The organism is Prosthecobacter sp. (genome assembly GCF_020439865.1).
Classification (GTDB): domain Bacteria; phylum Verrucomicrobiota; class Verrucomicrobiia; order Verrucomicrobiales; family Verrucomicrobiaceae; genus Prosthecobacter.
In genome coordinates, this window is sequence record NZ_JAGRPF010000051.1 from 23,381 (window position 1) to 40,284 (window position 16,904).

11 protein-coding genes are annotated in these 16,904 nt (G+C 62.9%); 7 read left to right on the forward strand and 4 right to left on the reverse strand.

From position 1 onward, the window contains the following. The first annotated feature begins 168 nt into the window (after positions 1 to 168). The 3 genes from KDL09_RS04775 (at position 169) to KDL09_RS04785 (ending at position 4,779) form a co-directional block, all read left to right on the forward strand. The gene (locus KDL09_RS04775) at positions 169 to 2,085 is read left to right on the forward strand and encodes a TonB-dependent receptor (RefSeq protein WP_294382052.1); all 1,917 of its coding nucleotides are present in this window, start codon (positions 169 to 171) and stop codon (positions 2,083 to 2,085) included. A 314-nt stretch (positions 2,086 to 2,399) separates the two neighbouring features. Continuing rightward, a complete protein-coding gene (locus KDL09_RS04780; protein WP_294382056.1) occupies positions 2,400 to 3,797 on the forward strand; it encodes a sugar transferase in 1,398 nt (465 codons plus the stop codon). Between the two features lie 64 nt (positions 3,798 to 3,861). Beyond that, the gene (locus tag KDL09_RS04785; protein WP_294382058.1) at positions 3,862 to 4,779 is read left to right on the forward strand and encodes a glycosyltransferase family 2 protein; all 918 of its coding nucleotides are present in this window, start codon (positions 3,862 to 3,864) and stop codon (positions 4,777 to 4,779) included. A 6-nt stretch (positions 4,780 to 4,785) separates the two neighbouring features. Here KDL09_RS04785 and KDL09_RS04790 read toward each other — a convergent pair whose 3' ends face one another. The 3 genes from KDL09_RS04790 to KDL09_RS04800 all read right to left on the reverse strand — a co-directional run bounded on the left by KDL09_RS04790 (position 4,786) and on the right by KDL09_RS04800 (position 7,645). Beyond that, on the reverse strand, positions 4,786 to 5,946 hold the full coding sequence (locus KDL09_RS04790; RefSeq protein ID WP_294382059.1) for a KamA family radical SAM protein: 1,161 nt from the start codon (positions 5,944 to 5,946) through the stop codon (positions 4,786 to 4,788). Positions 5,947 to 6,129: 183 nt separating this feature from the next. Next, entirely contained in the window at positions 6,130 to 6,636 is a 507-nt protein-coding gene (locus KDL09_RS04795; protein ID WP_294382060.1) for a hypothetical protein, read from the reverse strand. Positions 6,637 to 6,724: 88 nt separating this feature from the next. After that, positions 6,725 to 7,645: a fibronectin type III domain-containing protein gene (locus tag KDL09_RS04800; protein WP_294382063.1), complete on the reverse strand. Its 921-nt coding sequence runs from the start codon at positions 7,643 to 7,645 to the stop codon at positions 6,725 to 6,727. 949 nt (positions 7,646 to 8,594) lie between these two features. Here KDL09_RS04800 and KDL09_RS04805 point away from each other — a divergent pair. Continuing rightward, on the forward strand, positions 8,595 to 8,804 hold the full coding sequence (locus KDL09_RS04805) for a hypothetical protein (protein ID WP_294382065.1): 210 nt from the start codon (positions 8,595 to 8,597) through the stop codon (positions 8,802 to 8,804). A gap of 73 nt (positions 8,805 to 8,877) precedes the next feature. On the opposite strand, the gene KDL09_RS04810 is transcribed toward KDL09_RS04805, so the two are convergent. Further along, a complete protein-coding gene (locus KDL09_RS04810; protein ID WP_294382068.1) occupies positions 8,878 to 12,519 on the reverse strand; it encodes a DNA methyltransferase in 3,642 nt (1,213 codons plus the stop codon). A gap of 128 nt (positions 12,520 to 12,647) precedes the next feature. Between KDL09_RS04810 and KDL09_RS04815 the strand changes: the two genes are divergently transcribed. From KDL09_RS04815 to KDL09_RS04825, 3 genes are all read left to right on the forward strand, one after another. Further along, entirely contained in the window at positions 12,648 to 13,292 is a 645-nt protein-coding gene (locus KDL09_RS04815) for a hypothetical protein (RefSeq protein ID WP_294382072.1), read from the forward strand. Further along, positions 13,289 to 14,035: a hypothetical protein gene (locus tag KDL09_RS04820; RefSeq protein WP_294382075.1), complete on the forward strand. Its 747-nt coding sequence runs from the start codon at positions 13,289 to 13,291 to the stop codon at positions 14,033 to 14,035. The genes KDL09_RS04815 and KDL09_RS04820 overlap by 4 nt, the downstream gene beginning before the upstream one ends. Positions 14,036 to 14,169: 134 nt before the next feature. After that, the gene (locus KDL09_RS04825) at positions 14,170 to 16,857 is read left to right on the forward strand and encodes an AsmA-like C-terminal region-containing protein (RefSeq protein ID WP_294382078.1); all 2,688 of its coding nucleotides are present in this window, start codon (positions 14,170 to 14,172) and stop codon (positions 16,855 to 16,857) included. Positions 16,858 to 16,904 lie beyond the last annotated feature (47 nt).

The following is a 16,904-nucleotide window of genomic DNA, read 5'->3' on the forward strand; positions in this document are numbered from 1 at the left end:
CTTTTCACGGATGACCTTCTAAATCGTCGCTTGGTTTTGTTGCTGGTTGTTTTTGGCCTGAATTCGGCCAAAACAGCCGCCCAAGAACATCGAGACTTCCTCCTTCATCAGAACGAGGAAGGGATCGTGATGGATGAGATGGTCATCTCAGCACCTCTTGCCCCCCCCTTGGATCAGTCAGCGTCGGCCTTGAGCGGGCAGGATCTGAATCTCGCCATTGAGCCGACCTTGGGACAGACGCTGGCGCAGATGCCGGGCGTGAGCAGTTCGTATTTTGGTCCTGCGGCGAGCCGACCGATCATCCGAGGTCAGGATGGCGACCGTGTGCGTGTTTTGCAGAACGGACTGAACACACTCGATGCCTCGGCGGCCAGCCCTGATCACGCCTTGAGTTTTGAACCGGCCAATTTGAAGTCGGTTGAAGTGGTTCGTGGTCCGGCGACGCTGCTTTATGGCTCCAATGCCATCGGGGGAGTGGTGAACGCAATCGACGGACGCATCGTAGATGAAAAGCTGGATGGTACGATCCGTGGTTCGATGGGCGGGCGCCATACCTCGGTGGACAACGGTTATCAGACCAATGTGATGCTCGAAGGGGGCTGGGAGGGGTTGGCATTTCATGTGGAGGCCTTCACGCGAGCAGCCGAGGATTTTCGCATCCCGGGCAATGCGCGGACGGTGGGTGAGCAGGAGCTTAATCCGCTGCCAGCCGGCACTCCGGAACCGAACAAGGTCATGCCGAACAGCAATCTACGGACAGAGGGTGTGTCCGGTGGTCTGAGCTATGTTTGGGATGAAGGCTTCTTTGGATTCTCCTGGACGGAATATCACAACAACTATGCCTCACCCGCCGACAGCGATGTATTCATCGACATGAGCCAGACGCGCCTGGATGTGCGTGGTGCGTTTTACCGACCGCTGCCGCGCATCAAGGAGATCAGCTACCGGTTTGCCTGGTCGGACTACGAGCACACGGAGTTCGAGAGCGGCATGGACAACACCGAATTCAAAAATGACGGCTATGATGCACGCGTGGAGGTGAAGCATGAAAAGATCGCAGGTATGGAGGGCGTGGTGGGTCTCCAGTCCGAACGCAGCGATTTTTTCGTTGGTGGCGCGGAGGCTTTCATGCCGCCGACGATCACCGCCTCGAACGCGATGTTCTTCTTTGAAGAAGTCACACGAGGAACGTTGAGCTTCCAGTTCAGCGGACGGTATGATCACGTCGGTGTGGAGTCCCGGAGCAATCCTGTTTTCGGTCCGGCACAAACACGTACGTTCGAAAATCTGAGCGGCTCCGTTGGCTTTGTTTACACGCCGAATGATGAGTATTCCGCCGCCTTCACGATCACCCACGCGGAGCGTGCGCCGACGAGCCAGGAGCTTTTTGCCAATGGCAGGCATGTGGCCACCGATTCGTTTCTGGTGGGAGATGCCGGTTTGGGAGCGGAGAGTTCGCTCGGGTTCGATTTGAACCTGCGCAAGCGCACGGGCTGGGTCACGGGGAGCCTGAGCGGCTATCACACGCGGTATCGTGACTTCATCGGCCAGTTTCCCACCGGAGTCATGATCGACACCGATGGAGACCTGATCGGAGACACACCGGAACAACGCTACCGGGCCACGCAGGCGCAGTTTCTGGGAGCTGAACTGGAGACGACATTTCACCTGCTGCATCCCATCACGTCGGAAGAGCAGCAGGCGTCCACCAATCTGCACTGGCAGGTCAAGGCGGACGTCGTGCGTGCGCGCGATGCCAGCACCGGCCGTTCGCTGCCGCGCATTCCTCCGTTTCACCTGACGAACGCGCTGATCTTCGAGCATGGGTCGTTCGGGGCCCGTTTGGAAGGCATCTACGCCGCCCCTCAGGACCGGCTGGCCGCCAATGAGTTTCGCACGCCCAGCTACTTTCTGGTCAACCTGAGCCTGACCTATCGGATCATCCAAGGCCGGACGACCATGGATCTCTATGTCAAAGGCATGAACCTCACCAATGAGGATGCACGTGAGCACGCGTCTTTCCTCAAAGAACGCGTGCCTCTTCCTGGCCGCGGTTTGGTGGCGGGTCTGAAGTGGAGTTTTTGAAGCCAACACAAACCCCCTCTTCGTGGAGATCGGAATTGGCCAGATGAGGCAGAGAAGTTCCACTTCTGGGCAACCGCTACGATGTGGCCGATAGGATCTACTTTCTCACTTTTGATTGTCTTGATTGAATATTTTGATCAAATCCAAGATAATTTTCATACTATTATATTGCGATCGGGTGATAATTGCTATAATTTAGAGCATCGAATAAACTGTTCGCCATGGAAGCCGCAAATGTTGATCCAGCCATCCTAAACCCAAGTTCTGCGTTCCAAGCGCTGGAAGCCCGACGCACATGGCGTGAAAAGGAGTTTTTGTCCCCCCATTTCTGGGTGCTGGTCAGCATCTTGGGGGACTTGGTGATGGCCATTCTTGCGGCCTATGCGGCCTACTGGCTGCGGTTCCACACGTTCCTGCGAGATTTCGGCAACTTTGACGCCATGACGTTCCGCCAATACGGCGGTCACATGGCATTGGGCAGCCTTTCGCTGGTCCTGGTTTTGGGATGGCAGGGCATTTACCATCAGAATATCCTCCTGCGCAGCCGCTGGGTGGCTTCCAAAATCGCCAAGGGTATTCTGGTTTGGACGGCTGGATTCCTGGCCATCACCCTGACATTGAACCTGCAGCCCAGCATCTCCCGCGTGTATGTGGCGCTCAACGGTGCCACCGCACTGCTGCTGATTTTGGGCTGGCGGATGATTTTCATGCAATACCTGCGTGCTCCGGGGCGCATCGAAGCCCTGCAGCAGCGCACGTTGTTTGTCGGCTGGAACGCGGAGGCGGTCACTCTGTGGAATACCATGAAGCGTGACCAGGCCTGTGCCTTTGATCTCATGGGCTGGGTCAGCACCGGCGGTGCGGAGGAGAGCAGACCGGCGGAGGATGTGCTTCCCTGCCTGGGAGATCTTCAAAGTGTGGAGCGTCTCGTCAGCACTCACGCCGTGGACATGATCGTCGTGGCGGATCTCCACGGCCCTCGTGAGCAGATGGTCGCGCTCGCCAACCTCTGCGAGCGTGAAATGATCCAGTACAAGGTGATCCCCTCCTGCTTTCAGGTGTTTGTCTCCGGCCTCACGCTCGAAACCATCGCCGGCACGCCGGTGCTGGGCGTCACGCGCCTCCCGCTGGATGACACGTTCAATGTGATTCTCAAGCGCGCGCTCGACGTCGTCGGTGCCTCCATCGGTCTTCTGCTCAGCGCTCCGATCATCGCGATTTTCAGCGCCATCGTCTGGCTGGAGTCCCGCGGTCCTGTCTTCTACCGCCAGCGCCGCTGGGGATTCAACGGTGTGCCCTTCGACATCATCAAGATCCGCTCCATGAAACTGAACGCCGAACAGGCCACGGGCGCAAAGTGGTGCGTGAAGGACGATCCGCGTCGTCTCAAGATCGGCGCCTTCATGCGCAAGTGGAACATCGACGAGCTGCCGCAGTTCTGGAACGTGCTCAGCGGAGAGATGAGCCTTGTTGGCCCGCGTCCGGAGCGCCCCGAACTCATCGCGGGCTTCAAGCATCAGATCCCGCATTACAACGCCCGCCATCATTCCAAGCCCGGCATGACCGGCTGGGCGCAGGTGAACGGGCTCCGTGGTGACACCGATCTCGGCGAGCGCATCCAGTGCGACCTCTGGTACCTCGAAAACTGGAGCCTCTGGCTCGACCTGCAGATCATGCTGCTCACCTTCTTCAAGCGCGACAATGCGTATTGAGGGGTAGGATTGCAGAAATTCGAGGTGGCATCCGGCCACGGCTCAGGCATCCGTCATACATCCCATGCCGCTGTTCACGGTCTACACGCCCACCTTCAATCGCGCACACACCCTGCATCGTGTGTTCGAAAGCCTGCAGGCGCAGACTTGCCGCGACTTTGAGTGGCTGGTGATTGATGACGGCTCCACCGATGACACCGCCGCCCTGATGGCCCGTTATCAAAGCGACGCCGCCTTTCCTGTGCGGTATTTGCAGGAGCCGCATCGCGGCGCGCATCACGCGCACAATCTCTCCCTGCGTGAATCCCATGGCGAACTCTGGCTCAAGCTCGACTCCGATGACGGCTGCCTGCCCGATGCGCTCGAACGTTTGAAGCATCATTGGGAAAATCTCCCCGCCGCGCAGCGCGATTCGTTCTCCGGCATCACCAGTCTTTGCCGTGATCAAAACGGCGCGCTCGTCGGTTCGCGTTTCCCGTCCGATCCGCTCGACTGCTCCGCCGCCGAACTCGAGTACCGTCACAAGGTGCGCGGGGAGAAGTGGGGCTGTCTGCGGCTCGATGTCCTGCGCCAGTTTCCCTATCCCGAGGATGTGCCGGGCAACTTCATTCCCGAGTCCTACATCTGGTGCCAGATCTCGCGGCGCTGGAAGACGCGCCACATCAACGAGGAACTGCGCATCTACTGGACGGACGCACCCTCCCTCGTGCATGGCCGCTCGAATCCGCGCACGAACGCCGCCGGCCACCGGCTCATGTTCAAGATGGTGCTCGATCTCGAGAGCGGCTGGTTCTTCACCGCGCCGCTGCGTTTGTTGCGTGCCGCCGTGCAGTACAGCCGCTTCGCCTGGCTCAGCGGTGTGGGCGTGTTGCGTCAGTTGGGCGATCTGCGTTCCCTGGGTGGCCGTCTGCTCTGGCTGATGGCGCTGCCCGGAGGCTGGCTTCTCTGGCTGCGTGACTGCGCGCAGTTTCCGCTGCCATGAGGCGGATCACCGCCGCACCAGCGCCGGTTCCGGATACTCAAAGGTCCTGCCCTCGTAGTTGCGGATCACCACGCGCTGCTCGTCGCGCACCAGCACGTAGTCGGGATTCAGCGGCACCTTGCCGCCGCCGCCCGGCGCGTCGATGACGAACTGCGGGATGGCATAGCCCGTGGTGTGGCCGCGCATCTGCTCGATGATCTCGATGCCGTCCGCCACGCTCGTGCGCAGATGGGAGCTGCCCTGGATCAAGTCGCACTGGTAGAGATAATACGGGCGCACGCGGCACATCAGCAGCTTGTGCATCAGGCTCTTCATCACGTCCGCGTTGTCGTTCACGCCGCGCAGCAGCACGCTTTGATTTCCCAGCGGCACGCCGTGGTTCGCCAGCAGCGCCAGACCGTCACGCACTTCCGTGGTCAGTTCGCGCGGATGATTGGTGTGGATGCTCAGCCACAGCGGATGATGTTTTTGCAGCATGCGGCAGAGCTCCGGCGTGATGCGCTGCGGCAGGAAGATCGGCACGCGGCTGCCGATCCGGATGAACTCGATGTGCTTGATCGCACGCAGGCGTGTCAGCAGCCCGTCGAGCTTCGCATCGGAGAAGAGCAGGGGATCCCCGCCGGAGAGCAGCACGTCGCGCACCTCCGTGTGGCGTTCCAGATAGCGGAACGCCGCTTCAAACTCCGTGTGCAGCTCCTGCTCGCCCACGCCGGACACCACGCGGCTGCGCGTGCAGTAGCGGCAGTAGCTCGCGCAGCGGTCCGTCACCAGAAACAGCACGCGGTCCGGATAGCGGTGCACCAGTCCTGGCACCGGCATGTGGCTGTCCTCACCGCAGGGGTCGGCCATTTCATCCGGGTCCTCCCACGTCTCCTCGATGCGCGGGATCACCTGCCGGCGGATCGGGCAGCCCGGGTCCTCGGGGTCGATCAGGTTGAAATAATGCGGCGTGATCGCCATCGCCAGCTTGTTGCCGGAGAGCAGCACGCCCGCGCGCTCCTCCTCCGTCAGCGTGAGATGTTCTTCGAGCTGCTTGAGCGTCGTGATCCGGTTGCGGAGCTGCCAGGCGGCGTTGTTCCAGTCTTCGGCGGGGATGTTTTTGTCGGACCAAAAGCCAGGAGCAGAGGAGCGGAACTCTTTCTCAGGCAGCGTGGGGGTGTCGTGCATGTGCTGCGGGTCGGTGGGGCGGAGGTTAGGCGCGGGCGGGTTCGAATGTCAAACGTCCCCTGCACCTCTTTGGGTGCATTCGTCCCGGCCCTCCCCCGGTAGGGACGCGCTGCGCCGCGTCCCACTTCTTGGGTGTCACGTTCCCTCTGGGACTCAATTCTTCGGACCCGACACAGCGGGTCCCTACCGTCTGAGCGCATTGATCAGCTCATCGAGCTTGTCCGCCAAGGCCTGCACTTCGTTCTGCGTCGGCGGACTGCTGGCCACCAATCCCAGCGTCGCCACCCCGTTGGTGTTGCTGCTCGTGCCGGAGATCGCGTTGCTCAGGTCCATGTTGCTGATCTCACCCATCGGCCCCTGCGGTCCTTCCGGTCCCGGCGGACCGTCGTTGCCCTGCGGCCCGGCCGGTCCTTCCGGACCCTGCTGGCCCTCACTGCCCTGAGGACCGGCGCTGCCATCCGCTCCGGTGTCCCCCTGCGGGAGGCCAAAGGTGAAGTGCAGCGTGTCGCCGCTCACCGTCACACTCACCGCCGCCGGAGTTCCCGGCGGCAGCGTGTTCACACCGTCCACCGTCGCGCTGCCGGTGGACTGGATGGCGTCGATCAGCGTTTTGAGGCCGCTGAACTGCTCGCGGAAGCGGTCCGCGTCGATGTTCTGGCCGTTCTGCGGCCATTGGGGATCGTAAGGCATGGCGTTTTGAAAATGGGGAAAGTTGGAGAAGAGGAGACTTGGAGAAGAGGAGCGCGGACACTCCTGTCCGCGCTCCCTTCATTGCCGATCAAGGAACGACCACCTCCACCACCGGCCCCGGCGCACTTTCACCCGCGCCGTTCACGGAGGTCACGCGCACCCGCACGGTGCTGCCGCTGGGCAGGCCGCTGAGCGTCGCATCGCTGTCCGTCACCGTTTCCTCGGCATGGAAATCACTGTCCGTGCCCACGATGAAGATCCACACGCGGTAATGGTCCGCGCGCAGCGCATCATCCCAGTCCACATGCAGGATGCCCGCGCCGCCGGGCGTGGCGGTGGTGAAGCTCGGCGCCTCCGGCGTGGACTCGTCCGCCGGGCGGTTCAGGCCAAAGGCATGCCAGAGCGGATCATCCGGCCCCAGCAGCGTGTCCAGTTCCGTGATCACCCCGCGCAGGCGCTTGCGCAGGTTCGCCTCCGCCGTGTCCCGTGCCGACTTCGCCTGCCCGGCCTCCGTCACCTTCTGGTCCAGCGCCGTGCGCGCATCGCTCACCGTCGTGTGCAGCGTGGCCGCCTGCGCCGCCGTCACCCCCATGTCCGTGCTTTCGTGGGCGGGCGTGCCGGTCAGGTAGGTGTTCAGGCTGTTGAGCAGATTGAAGCGCTCATCCTGCGTGCCCGGCACGCCCGTGGAATTGTTCGGCCAGCCCGCCGCGCCCCACTCCGTGTTGTAGCTTTCGCCAAAGAACATCGACAGCCGCTTGCGGGCGTTGAGGAGGAAGCCGCGCGCCGTGGTGTCCGCCGCCGTCAGCGTGGCGCTGGCCGTCTTCCGCGCCACCTGCGCCGTGCCGTAGGCCGCCTCCGCCGCGCGCGCCGCGTCCAGCGCCGGCCGCACCACCGCCTCCATGTTCTGCTTGATGCCGACGCCGGCTTCGTGGGTGTGCAGACCGTCGCAGATGTCATCGCCGAGGGCGAAAAGGCGGTCACGTTTGTCGGGCAGTTCGTTCGAGGCCATGGACTTTCGTTTGTGGGTGGTGCGCGGCGCGTCCTGCGCTCCGAAGCGTGAGCCGTCTCCGAAAAAAGCTTGTCCGAATCTGGCCACGGGGATCAGGAGGGAAAGGAGTGCCGCAAGGTGGTTGGAATTCCTCCCCTCGTCAGGCACGGCGCCCGATGAAATAAAGGACGAATTCACCTACGAATAAAAAATCACGCGGATAATCACAAGGCTTTTGGTATAGGTCGTTTCTTCGTTTTTACCTAAACGGATCACGTGGCACCGCTGAACGCTTCCCGCAGTCCCCTGCCGGGACTCCCGCGGCTCCAGCCCCCTCGTTTCCAGCCCTGCCGCCGTCGCGGCTGCCCTAAAATCTTCGTTTCCAGTCCTGCCGCGTTCCCGGCTGCCCTAAAATCTTCGTTTCCAGCCCTGCCGCGTTCCCGGCTGCCCTAAAATCTTCGTTTCCAGCCCTGCCGAGTCCCCGGCTGCTCCAAAATCTTCGTCTCCAGCCCTGCCGCGTCCCCGGCTGGCCCAAAATCTTCGTTTCCAGCCCTGCCGAGTCCCCGGCTGGCCCAAAATCTTCGTTTCCAGCCCTGCCGAGTCCCCGGCTGCTCCAAAATCTTCGTCTCCAGCCCTGCCGCGTCCCCGGCTGGCCTAAAATCTTCGGCTCCGGCACCTTCGTCACCGCATCCTGCAGCGTGCCGCAGGTATCGCAGCAGGTCGTCGAAGGAACAGGCTCTCCAGCACACTCGACGCCGGGGGCGGCGGCGTGCTCCTCCGGCGGGAGGCCATGGATGAGCAACGGGAGCGTCGGGACGGGTGCGCATGATGCGCATGATGCGCATCATGCACGTGCGTCCCAGCGGTAAATGCAGACTCTCGCAACTGCCGCCAGACTCCTTTCCACCCCGCCACGAGGCCTGAGTTTTCCGAGCCACCACCTATTGATTCACCACCACCCCGCATCCTCATGAAAGCATTATCTGACTTCATCCTCACCTGTCTCAGGATCGTCACCTCCTGTCCCCCCGCCAACCTGCTGGCCCTGGGGGCGATGGTCACGATGCCGGTTCTTGCGGTCACGGCTCCGGCCGCAGCCGGAAGTTTGTCAGCCGTGGCGGCGGTGGCAAAATGGATCAGCCTGAAGCGAAATGAAAACAAACCCGCCGGCGGGGAATAGCTGTTTCCCGTTTCCTTTGGTGTTGTCGAAGTTTCGGAATGCTGCGGACCCGGAGGTCCGCGCTCCCGCAGAGCTAAGCCAGGTGGCCGAGGGCGCGGAGGGTGGCGAGGATGGCGGTGATTTGATCCGTGCGCTTTTTGTTCTTGCGGCCGAAGCAGGCGCTGAGGGTTTCGGCATCGGGGCCGGTGGCGGGCAGGAGCTTGCGCACGGCGGCGACCTGGGCGGGCAGTTCGGCGGGCCAGTCGAGCTGGGCGGCGGGGGCGGTGTCCGGCGTGTCGTCGTCTTCGCCGGTGAGGCCGATCTCGGACTGATGGCTGGCGGCGGTCGCGGCGGCGCCGGGGGCCTGGTAATCCGGGCGCAGCCAGCGGATGAGGCCGCGCTGCTCTTCGGCGGCACGCTCGTGGTTGAGGGCGACGAGGCGGGTGAGGATTTCCTGCTCGATGGCCTCGGCGTGGGCGTTTTTTTCCGCCAGGCGGTCGGCCAGCGGAAAGGGGCCTTCGAGATCGGGCACCCAGCCGTAAGCCTCCAGCACGGCGGCGTCGAGCTCGTCGTGGATCTGTTTGAGCACGGAGACAAGGCCCTGGTCGTGGGTCACGCGTTCCTTGGGCGTGAGGGCATCTCCGGCGCGGAGTTTTTCGAGGACGTTGTACATCCCGGTGAGGGTGAGGTCGGGATGCAGGGCCTGCTGGCGCTTGCGGTGCGCATCCAGCCGCTCCCCCAGCTCCCGGATGCGCTGCTTCAACGCGCCTTCTTCGAGGGCGGGGAATGGGAACTTGTTGAAGCAATAGGCGTGGTTGTAGTTCAGGTCATTTCCAACGCCCATGCGAACGCCCGTTCGCTCCGCCCACAGTCCGTGAACCGAACTGGACAAGACTGAGAGGTAGAAGATGTCGTCCAATGCGATGGCGACGATCTTCGCGTCGGGAACCGTGTTGCCAGCGAGGAATGTGAACAACCGATGCTTGGCGGTGCGACAGGTCGCGATGTAGCGGGGCAGTCCAGCAAGAGCAGGACGCATCTTTTCTCTGGGCTTAGCGAACTGCCACCAGCGGTTGCCGTAGTCTAAAGTGTCTTTGTTGTTGTCCTTTTTCGCGAGTCGCTCAGGGCGCACAGTGGTCATCACATGCTGGAACAACTCTGGGTAGAGTTTAGATGCGTCATCTTCCGAGAGGGGATAGAAGTCGATGATGAATTTGTTTTCCCACCGCTGAACGATGTCGCGACCAATCGCATAGGGTTTCACCACAGGGTGGGTTTCACCATCTTGGACTCTCAACGCGGGAAGGTCATCAGCGACCAAGCGGAATCCAAGCCCGAGTGGGGTAACGCCTTGGTTCGCAAGCCCTGAGTTTGCAAGAATATCCACGGTGCCTGAGACATCCGCTCCAAGCTGAAGGTTTGCTGCGATGCTACCGATGGCAGTGCTGAGTATTACCTCGTGTGCGTCGTCACCTGTCTCCCTCTCCTCCAAGACGGACGCCAATTCTCCTTCTGATTTTCCGGCAGCACCCACTGTTAGGGCAATGCGAACCGCAGCGCCATCGGTCGAATCGACCCATGGGTGATCGGAGATCGCATAGGCGAGATGCAGGGGCTTTTTCTCGTCTGTTAGAAATGCCTCGATAGCAGTACGGTTGAACGGCTGTGTGATCGAGTTGGTGGTGATGAAGCCGAAGCGCTTGCATTTGCCTTCGCTGGTGAGTTCAGCTGCTTTTTGCCACCAGAACATGACGAAGTCCCAACCATTTGATTTCGTCTTCTTCCACGCCTCGCGGAGAGCTTCAACGTAGCCGTCGCCGAGTCCGTCACGCATCCGCTTGTTTCCAAGGAAGGGAGGATTGCCGACGATGTAGTCGGCCTGGGGCCATTCGGCGCGGCGGGGGTTCTGGTAATCGTAGAGGGGAATGCGGGCGGATTCGTCGGGGACTTCTTTGCCGGTGATGGGGTGGGGCTTCGTGCTGTGGCCGTCCCAGATCGTGAGGGGCTCGCCGGTCTGGGGATCGAGGCGTGGGACGCGCTGGTCGTAGGCGAGGACGGCGTCCTGCTCGAAGATGCTGCGGTCCTTTGGCAGCAGGGGGCGGTCGCCCGTGTCGGCCTTGCCGGTGGTTTTATGCTGCCACTGGAAGTAGCCGATCCAGAGGACGAGCTGGGCGATGGCGACGGCCTGCTGATTGATCTCCAGGCCGATGAAGTGCTCCGGGCGGACGCGGAAGCCCTGCATCTCCAGGCTGGCATTGCCACCGAGGGCGGCGATGAGCTGGAGCACCTCTGACTCGAGGCGCTTCATGTGCTCCATGGTGACGTAGAGGAAATTCGCGGTGCCGCAGGCGGGGTCGAGCACGGTGAGGCCGCAGAGGTGGTGGTGGAAGGCGATGACCTGCGCGAGGGCGGTGGCGTCGTTCTTCTTGGCGTCCTTGCGGAGCTTCGCAGCCTCGGTGCCGAGCTGCTTGGCGGCGTCGTTCGCGCCTGCGGCGAGTTTGGCTTTGGCCTGAATGTCCAGCGCATCGGCCTGGGCCTCCCACTGGTCGGCCTCCTCCTGCAGGGTGGCGGCGGCGATGCGGACGGCGTCCCATTCCTCCCGCAGGGGGCCGATGATGGTGGGGCGGATGAGGCGCTCGACATAGGAGCGGGGGGTGAACTCGGCGCCGAGCTTGTGCCGCTCGCGGGGATCGAGCGCGCGGACGAGGAGGGTGCCGAAGATGGAGGGCTCGACGCCGGACCAGTCGGTGGCGGCGGCATCGGCGAGCATGTCGATCTGGGCGGCGGAGAGCGGGAGGGCGGTGGTGTCGGCAAAGAGGCCGCCATTGAAGTGGGCGATCTCTTTGAAGAGAAGCGCGGAGTAATGGGTGCCGGTGGCCATCTCCTTCCACAGGCCGGAGACGAGCACGGGAAAGCCGAGGGGATTTTCTTTGGCGCGGTCGAGCAGGGTCTTGAAGCCGTGCTCGGGCAGCAGGCCGACGTCCTCCGCGAACATGGTGAAGAGGCTGCGCTGGAGGAAGCCGGCGATGACCTGGGGCGCGTGGCCGTCGGCTTCGAGGGATTTTGCCAAAAGGGCGAGGCGTCCGGCGATGTCGCGGGTGACTTTGGCGGCGACCTTCGAGGGATCGAGCGAGAGGGGATCAAGCCAGACTTTGCGCAGTCGCTCTCTGATCTCCGGGCGGTGGAGATCGGCCAGGGTGATGCGGTAGGAGACGGGATCCGGGAAGCGCTCATACTGGCCGCCGGTGCAGGTGAACTCGGCGTAGAGGTCGATGCTGTGGCCGACATCGCAGACGATGAGGAAGGGCGGGCGGCCCTCCTCCGCCGGGAGGGCGGTGATGTAACCGCGTGCCTGGTGGTAGGCGCGCTCGAGGGCTTTATCAAAGGCGGCGGTGCCGCGCTTGCCATGGCCGGTCTTGGTGGCGGCGGGCTTGGCGAGGTCATCGGGCGTGGCGTCGGCCGTGAGGCCCTGCTTGGTTTCGTTGACGAAGCACCCGGCTTTGTAGAGGTCGATGTAGTTCGTGGTGCTGCTGCCGTCCGGGTGGGTGCGGGTGATGGCGCGGTCGAAGACGTAGAGGTTCCGCGTGGTGTCCGCAGCAGTGGGGTCCGGGCGCGGGACGCCGATGACATCGCAGAGCTCGGAGAGGAACATCTGGTAGTTCGCCCGCTCGGCGGCGCCGGAGGATTCCCAGCGGGAAATGAAGGCGGTGATCTGCGCAGGCGTGGCGTCGGGCATGGTGCGCTGCTTTTCGCGGAAACCGGGCGCGGGGTCAAGGACGGAGCGGCACGGTAGGGGGGAGACGGGGAGATGGGATCGGTGGCGCGTTGCGCTTGGCGCGCGGCGCGCTAGCCTGACCGGGCCTCATGCTGAACCTGCTCAAAGAAGTGCTGCACTCACCGGCGCTGGAGATCCTCCAGCGCCTGAAGTGCTCCACGGGCCTGACGGTGACGGAGCTGTGCACGGCGATGAAGATGAGCTACATGGGGGTGAAGCAGCACTGCGTGGAGATGGAGAAGGCGGGTCTGCTGGACACCTGGCGCCGGGCGAAGGGCTCGGGACGCCCGGAGAAGCTCTACCGCCTGACGCCGAAGGCGGACGGGCTCTTCCCCTGCGCGGGACCGGCGCTGACGCTGGACCTGCTGACGACGGCGGAGCGCGTCTATGGCGAGACGGCGCCGCCGAAGCTGCTGTTCACCTATTTCCAGGCGAAGTCCGAGGTGCTGGCGGCGAAGCTGGAGAAGGCGACGACGGTGGAGGAGCGGGCGAAGCTGCTGGCACGCCTGCGCACGGCGGACGGCTGCCTGAGCGCGTGCGAGACGGATGCGCAGGGCCGTCTCATCATGGTGGAGCACCACCGCCCGCTGCGGGAGCTGGCGGCGCGCTATGCGATCGTGGATGAACTGGAGTGCGAGATGATCGAGCGCCTGCTGGGCTGCGAGGTGCGACGTTCGGTGGAAGAAGTGTCCGGGCTGGTGCGTGTTACTTTTCAAATCAAGACTCGAGAATGACATCAGGGAACGAAGGCAGGACATTGGCATGGATCAGCAGGGCGGCGGTGACGGTGGCGGGCATGTGCCTGATCACGGCATGCGGGAGCGCGCTGGCCCCGCTGAAGCCGGCCTGGCAGCAGGATCCGAATCTCTACCATCACGGCGTGCCTGCGCGGCCCTCCCAGACGGCGACGACGCCGCACATGATCGCCCGCGTGGTCTATGCGGCACCGGACCAGATCGTGGACATGATCGAACGGCAGGGCGACGTGCCAGACCGGCAGAACGGTTTTGCCCGCATGGGGGATGGCACGGTGGACCTGGCCTTTCAGGACGTGGCCACGGGGAAGTGGCTGGAGTCGCACCTTTGCGGCGGCATTCTGTTTGTGGCCGGGCTGCCGAACCAGGCCTACCGCATGGTTTTGAAAAACCGCTCGCCGATGCCGCTGGAGATCGGCGTGGGGGTGGACGGGAAGGATGTGCAGACGGGAGGCGCCGCCTCGCTGCGCCGCGGCAGTCTGCGTCTGGAGAAGAAGGGCACGCTGACGTTGGATCACAACTCGCAGGGCGCGCTGCTCTTCAAGCGGGTGGAGGGGCATGGGGCGTTGTTTGACACCAGCCCGCAGGGCCGCACGGGACTGATTCAGATCGCGGTGTTTCTGGCGGCGGATGCGCCGAGCATCGGACCGGAGAAACTGCGCGCCAGCCAGATCGCGCCGTTTGGGCTGTTCCCGATCGGAGCGCCGGAGCAGTATCGGTAAAGCGGCGGGGTTCCTTGTTCTTGGTTCTTGGTTGTTGGTTGGCTCGTTCGCGCCTCACGGTCTTCTCATTGCGCAGACGGGCCTGCTTGTTGCTTGTGAGTGCGGGTGCGCCGGTTAACTTGGCGATGTTCTTCATGTTTCGCTTTTTGCGTCGTCTTCTGCTGTTCGTGACCGCCAGCTTTGTTCTGGCGGGCGGCGTTTATCTGAGCACGGAGTCGTTTCGGGAGCGCTGGCACGGGTTCGTCACCGGGGAACTGGCGCAGCATGGTGTGTTTCTGGATTTCGATCATCTGACGATCAATCCCTTCGGCGGGCTGGTGGCGCGCGGCGTGAAGGTGTTCAACGACAGCAGCAAGAAGCTGCTGATCGCTTCGGTGGACCGGCTGAATCTCGACGTGGACTTCGGCTCGCTGATCGAGGCACGGGTGCAGATCGACGCCCTGGAGCTGCTGCACGCGAATGTGGCGCTGCCGGTGGACCCGGAACATCCCGAGATGACGGTGGTGGAGATGAGGGATCTCAGCGCGCGCGCCTTTCTGCAGGGGCGGCAGCTCGACATCCGGCATGCGGAGGGACTGCTTTCCGGTGGGCTGCACATCTCGATCAGCGGCGTGGTGGAACTGCCGGAGCCAAAGCGGGATCAGGCAGGGCCAAGCGCGCAGGAGCGCCTGAGCATGATGCGGGAGCACCGTGCGCAGATCCAGCGCGGGCTGGACTGGCTGGCGCGTTTTCGTGCGCCCCATGCGCCGACCTTGAGCGTGAAGGTGTCTGGCGCACTGGACAAGCCGCAGGAACTCAAGGCGGAGCTGCTGTTTCAGGCGCAGGGGCTGGCGTTTGAAGACTATCTCTGGAAGGAGCTCGTCGCGGAGGCGGAGTACGACGGCGGATTCATCGACCTGAGGCGGCTGCACCTGCAGGACCATCTCGGCACGCTCGACGGAACCGCTACTTGGCACATGGGCGGGGAGAAACTGCGCTTCCGCCTGACATCCAGCGCCGATCTTCCCGGTCTGGCGCGCGCTTTCTTCGACATCGATCAACTGCGCGAGGTGGTGTTCTACGAGGCGCCGCAGCTCGCGCTGGAGGGCAGCCTCTACGTGGGCAAGGACAAGCCGGAGGGCTTCATTCCCGCCGAGGTCACCGGTCGGCTGGACTGCGGGCGTTTCGGCAGCCGCGGGGAGATTTTCAATTCGCTCAGCCTGAGCCTCGGCGCCAATCCAGAGGGCATCTTCGTGCGCGATGCGCTGCTGAAGCACAAGACCGGCACGCTGGGGCTCGATGTGATGAACCACCGTGAGCTGGGCTTCAAATACAACCTCACGCTGCGGATGGATCCGAATGTGTTCCTGCCCTTCGTGCAGCAGCAGAAGACCCGCGAGATCATTCAGCGCTTTGGTTTTGATGACACCTCGTTCATCGACGTGCATCTGGCCTGCGCCGGGCCGTCGCCCAAGCTGCACGACTGCCCGAGTTCCGGTCACGGGGTGCTGCGAAATTTCAGTTACAAAGGCGTGCCGTTTGAATCCGTCGAACTGGATCTCGCGCTGTTCGGGGACATTCAGAACTATTCCAATGTGCGTCTTCGCCGCGCTGACGGACCCGCTGAGGCAGAGCTGGTGTTTGTGAACGACGACGATGACGCAAAGTGGCTGCGCCTGGTCAACGTGCGTGCCGAGGCCGACGCGGCGGGCATCGTGCGCGCCTTTGCGCCGAAGGCTGCGGACCAGATTGCGCGCTACCGCTTTTCCACCGGCACGGAGGTCACCGTGAACGGCACCCTCGGCTACAAGAACAATCCGCAGTTCAACAACTACAAGGTGGCGTTCAAAAACGCGGTGGGCGGCGCGCACTACGTGCTGTGGAACGAGGACTACCCCATCAACGCACCCTACGGGGATGTCCGCATCGTGGGCGACGTGCTGAACTTTGACATCCGGGGGCGGCTCTTCGGCGACACGCTGCGTGCGAAGGGTGCGGTGAATCTGGCGCCGAATGTGACGAACTACGATGTGGAAGTGCAGGCGGGCCGCTTCCCCTACGAGGTGTTTGGCGAAAAGTTGCCATTCGAGGACGTGCGGGCCGATGTCCGAAATCGGGATGGCAATGTGCGGTTTGACATCGCCGCCGACGTGCTCGGTGGCGCCATCACCCTGAAGGGCGGGCTGAACGAAGACCGCGAGCCCAATCCCTATGAGGGCGAGCTGCGCATGAGTTCCATCAGCTTCCAGCGTTTCGCGCAGGTCTATTCTCCTGGCAACGAAAGTGAAGGGGACATCACCGGACATTTCAAATTCACCGGCCGCATGAACGACTGGAAGGCGCTGAAGGGCGGCGGTGCGCTCACCATTCTCAATGGCAACCTGCTGGCGCTGCCGGTTCTCGGGCCGCTCACACCCATCATCGGCGCCATCCTGCCCTCACCGATCAAGGGCTACAACGTCGCCAAAAAAGCGGACTGCACCTTCGAGGTCGCTGACGGCTTCGTCGTCAGTGAAAACATTGAGGCCGAGTCCGGCGCATACCGCATCTTCACCCGCGGGAACATCGACTTCATCCGTGACGACATCGACTTCAACGCCGAGGTGCGCCTGCGCGGCCTCGGCATCCTGCTTTTTCCTGTCACGCAGCTCCTCGCCTACAAGGGCTCCGGAACGGTGGGAGATGCCAAATGGTCCCCGCGCATTTTCGGCGGCGGGAACAAAGACGAACGCAAGCCGCCCACCAAGGAAGAACTGCGAGAAGCCCAGAAAATTGGCGGCAATCCCTCCCAGCGGATGAGTGAACCGCCGCCGCCGAAACGAAAGCCGCTGTTTGGCAAATAGGGCGGGGGGAACGTGCTTTCGTCAGGATTCGCTGTCTTGCCGGCCTG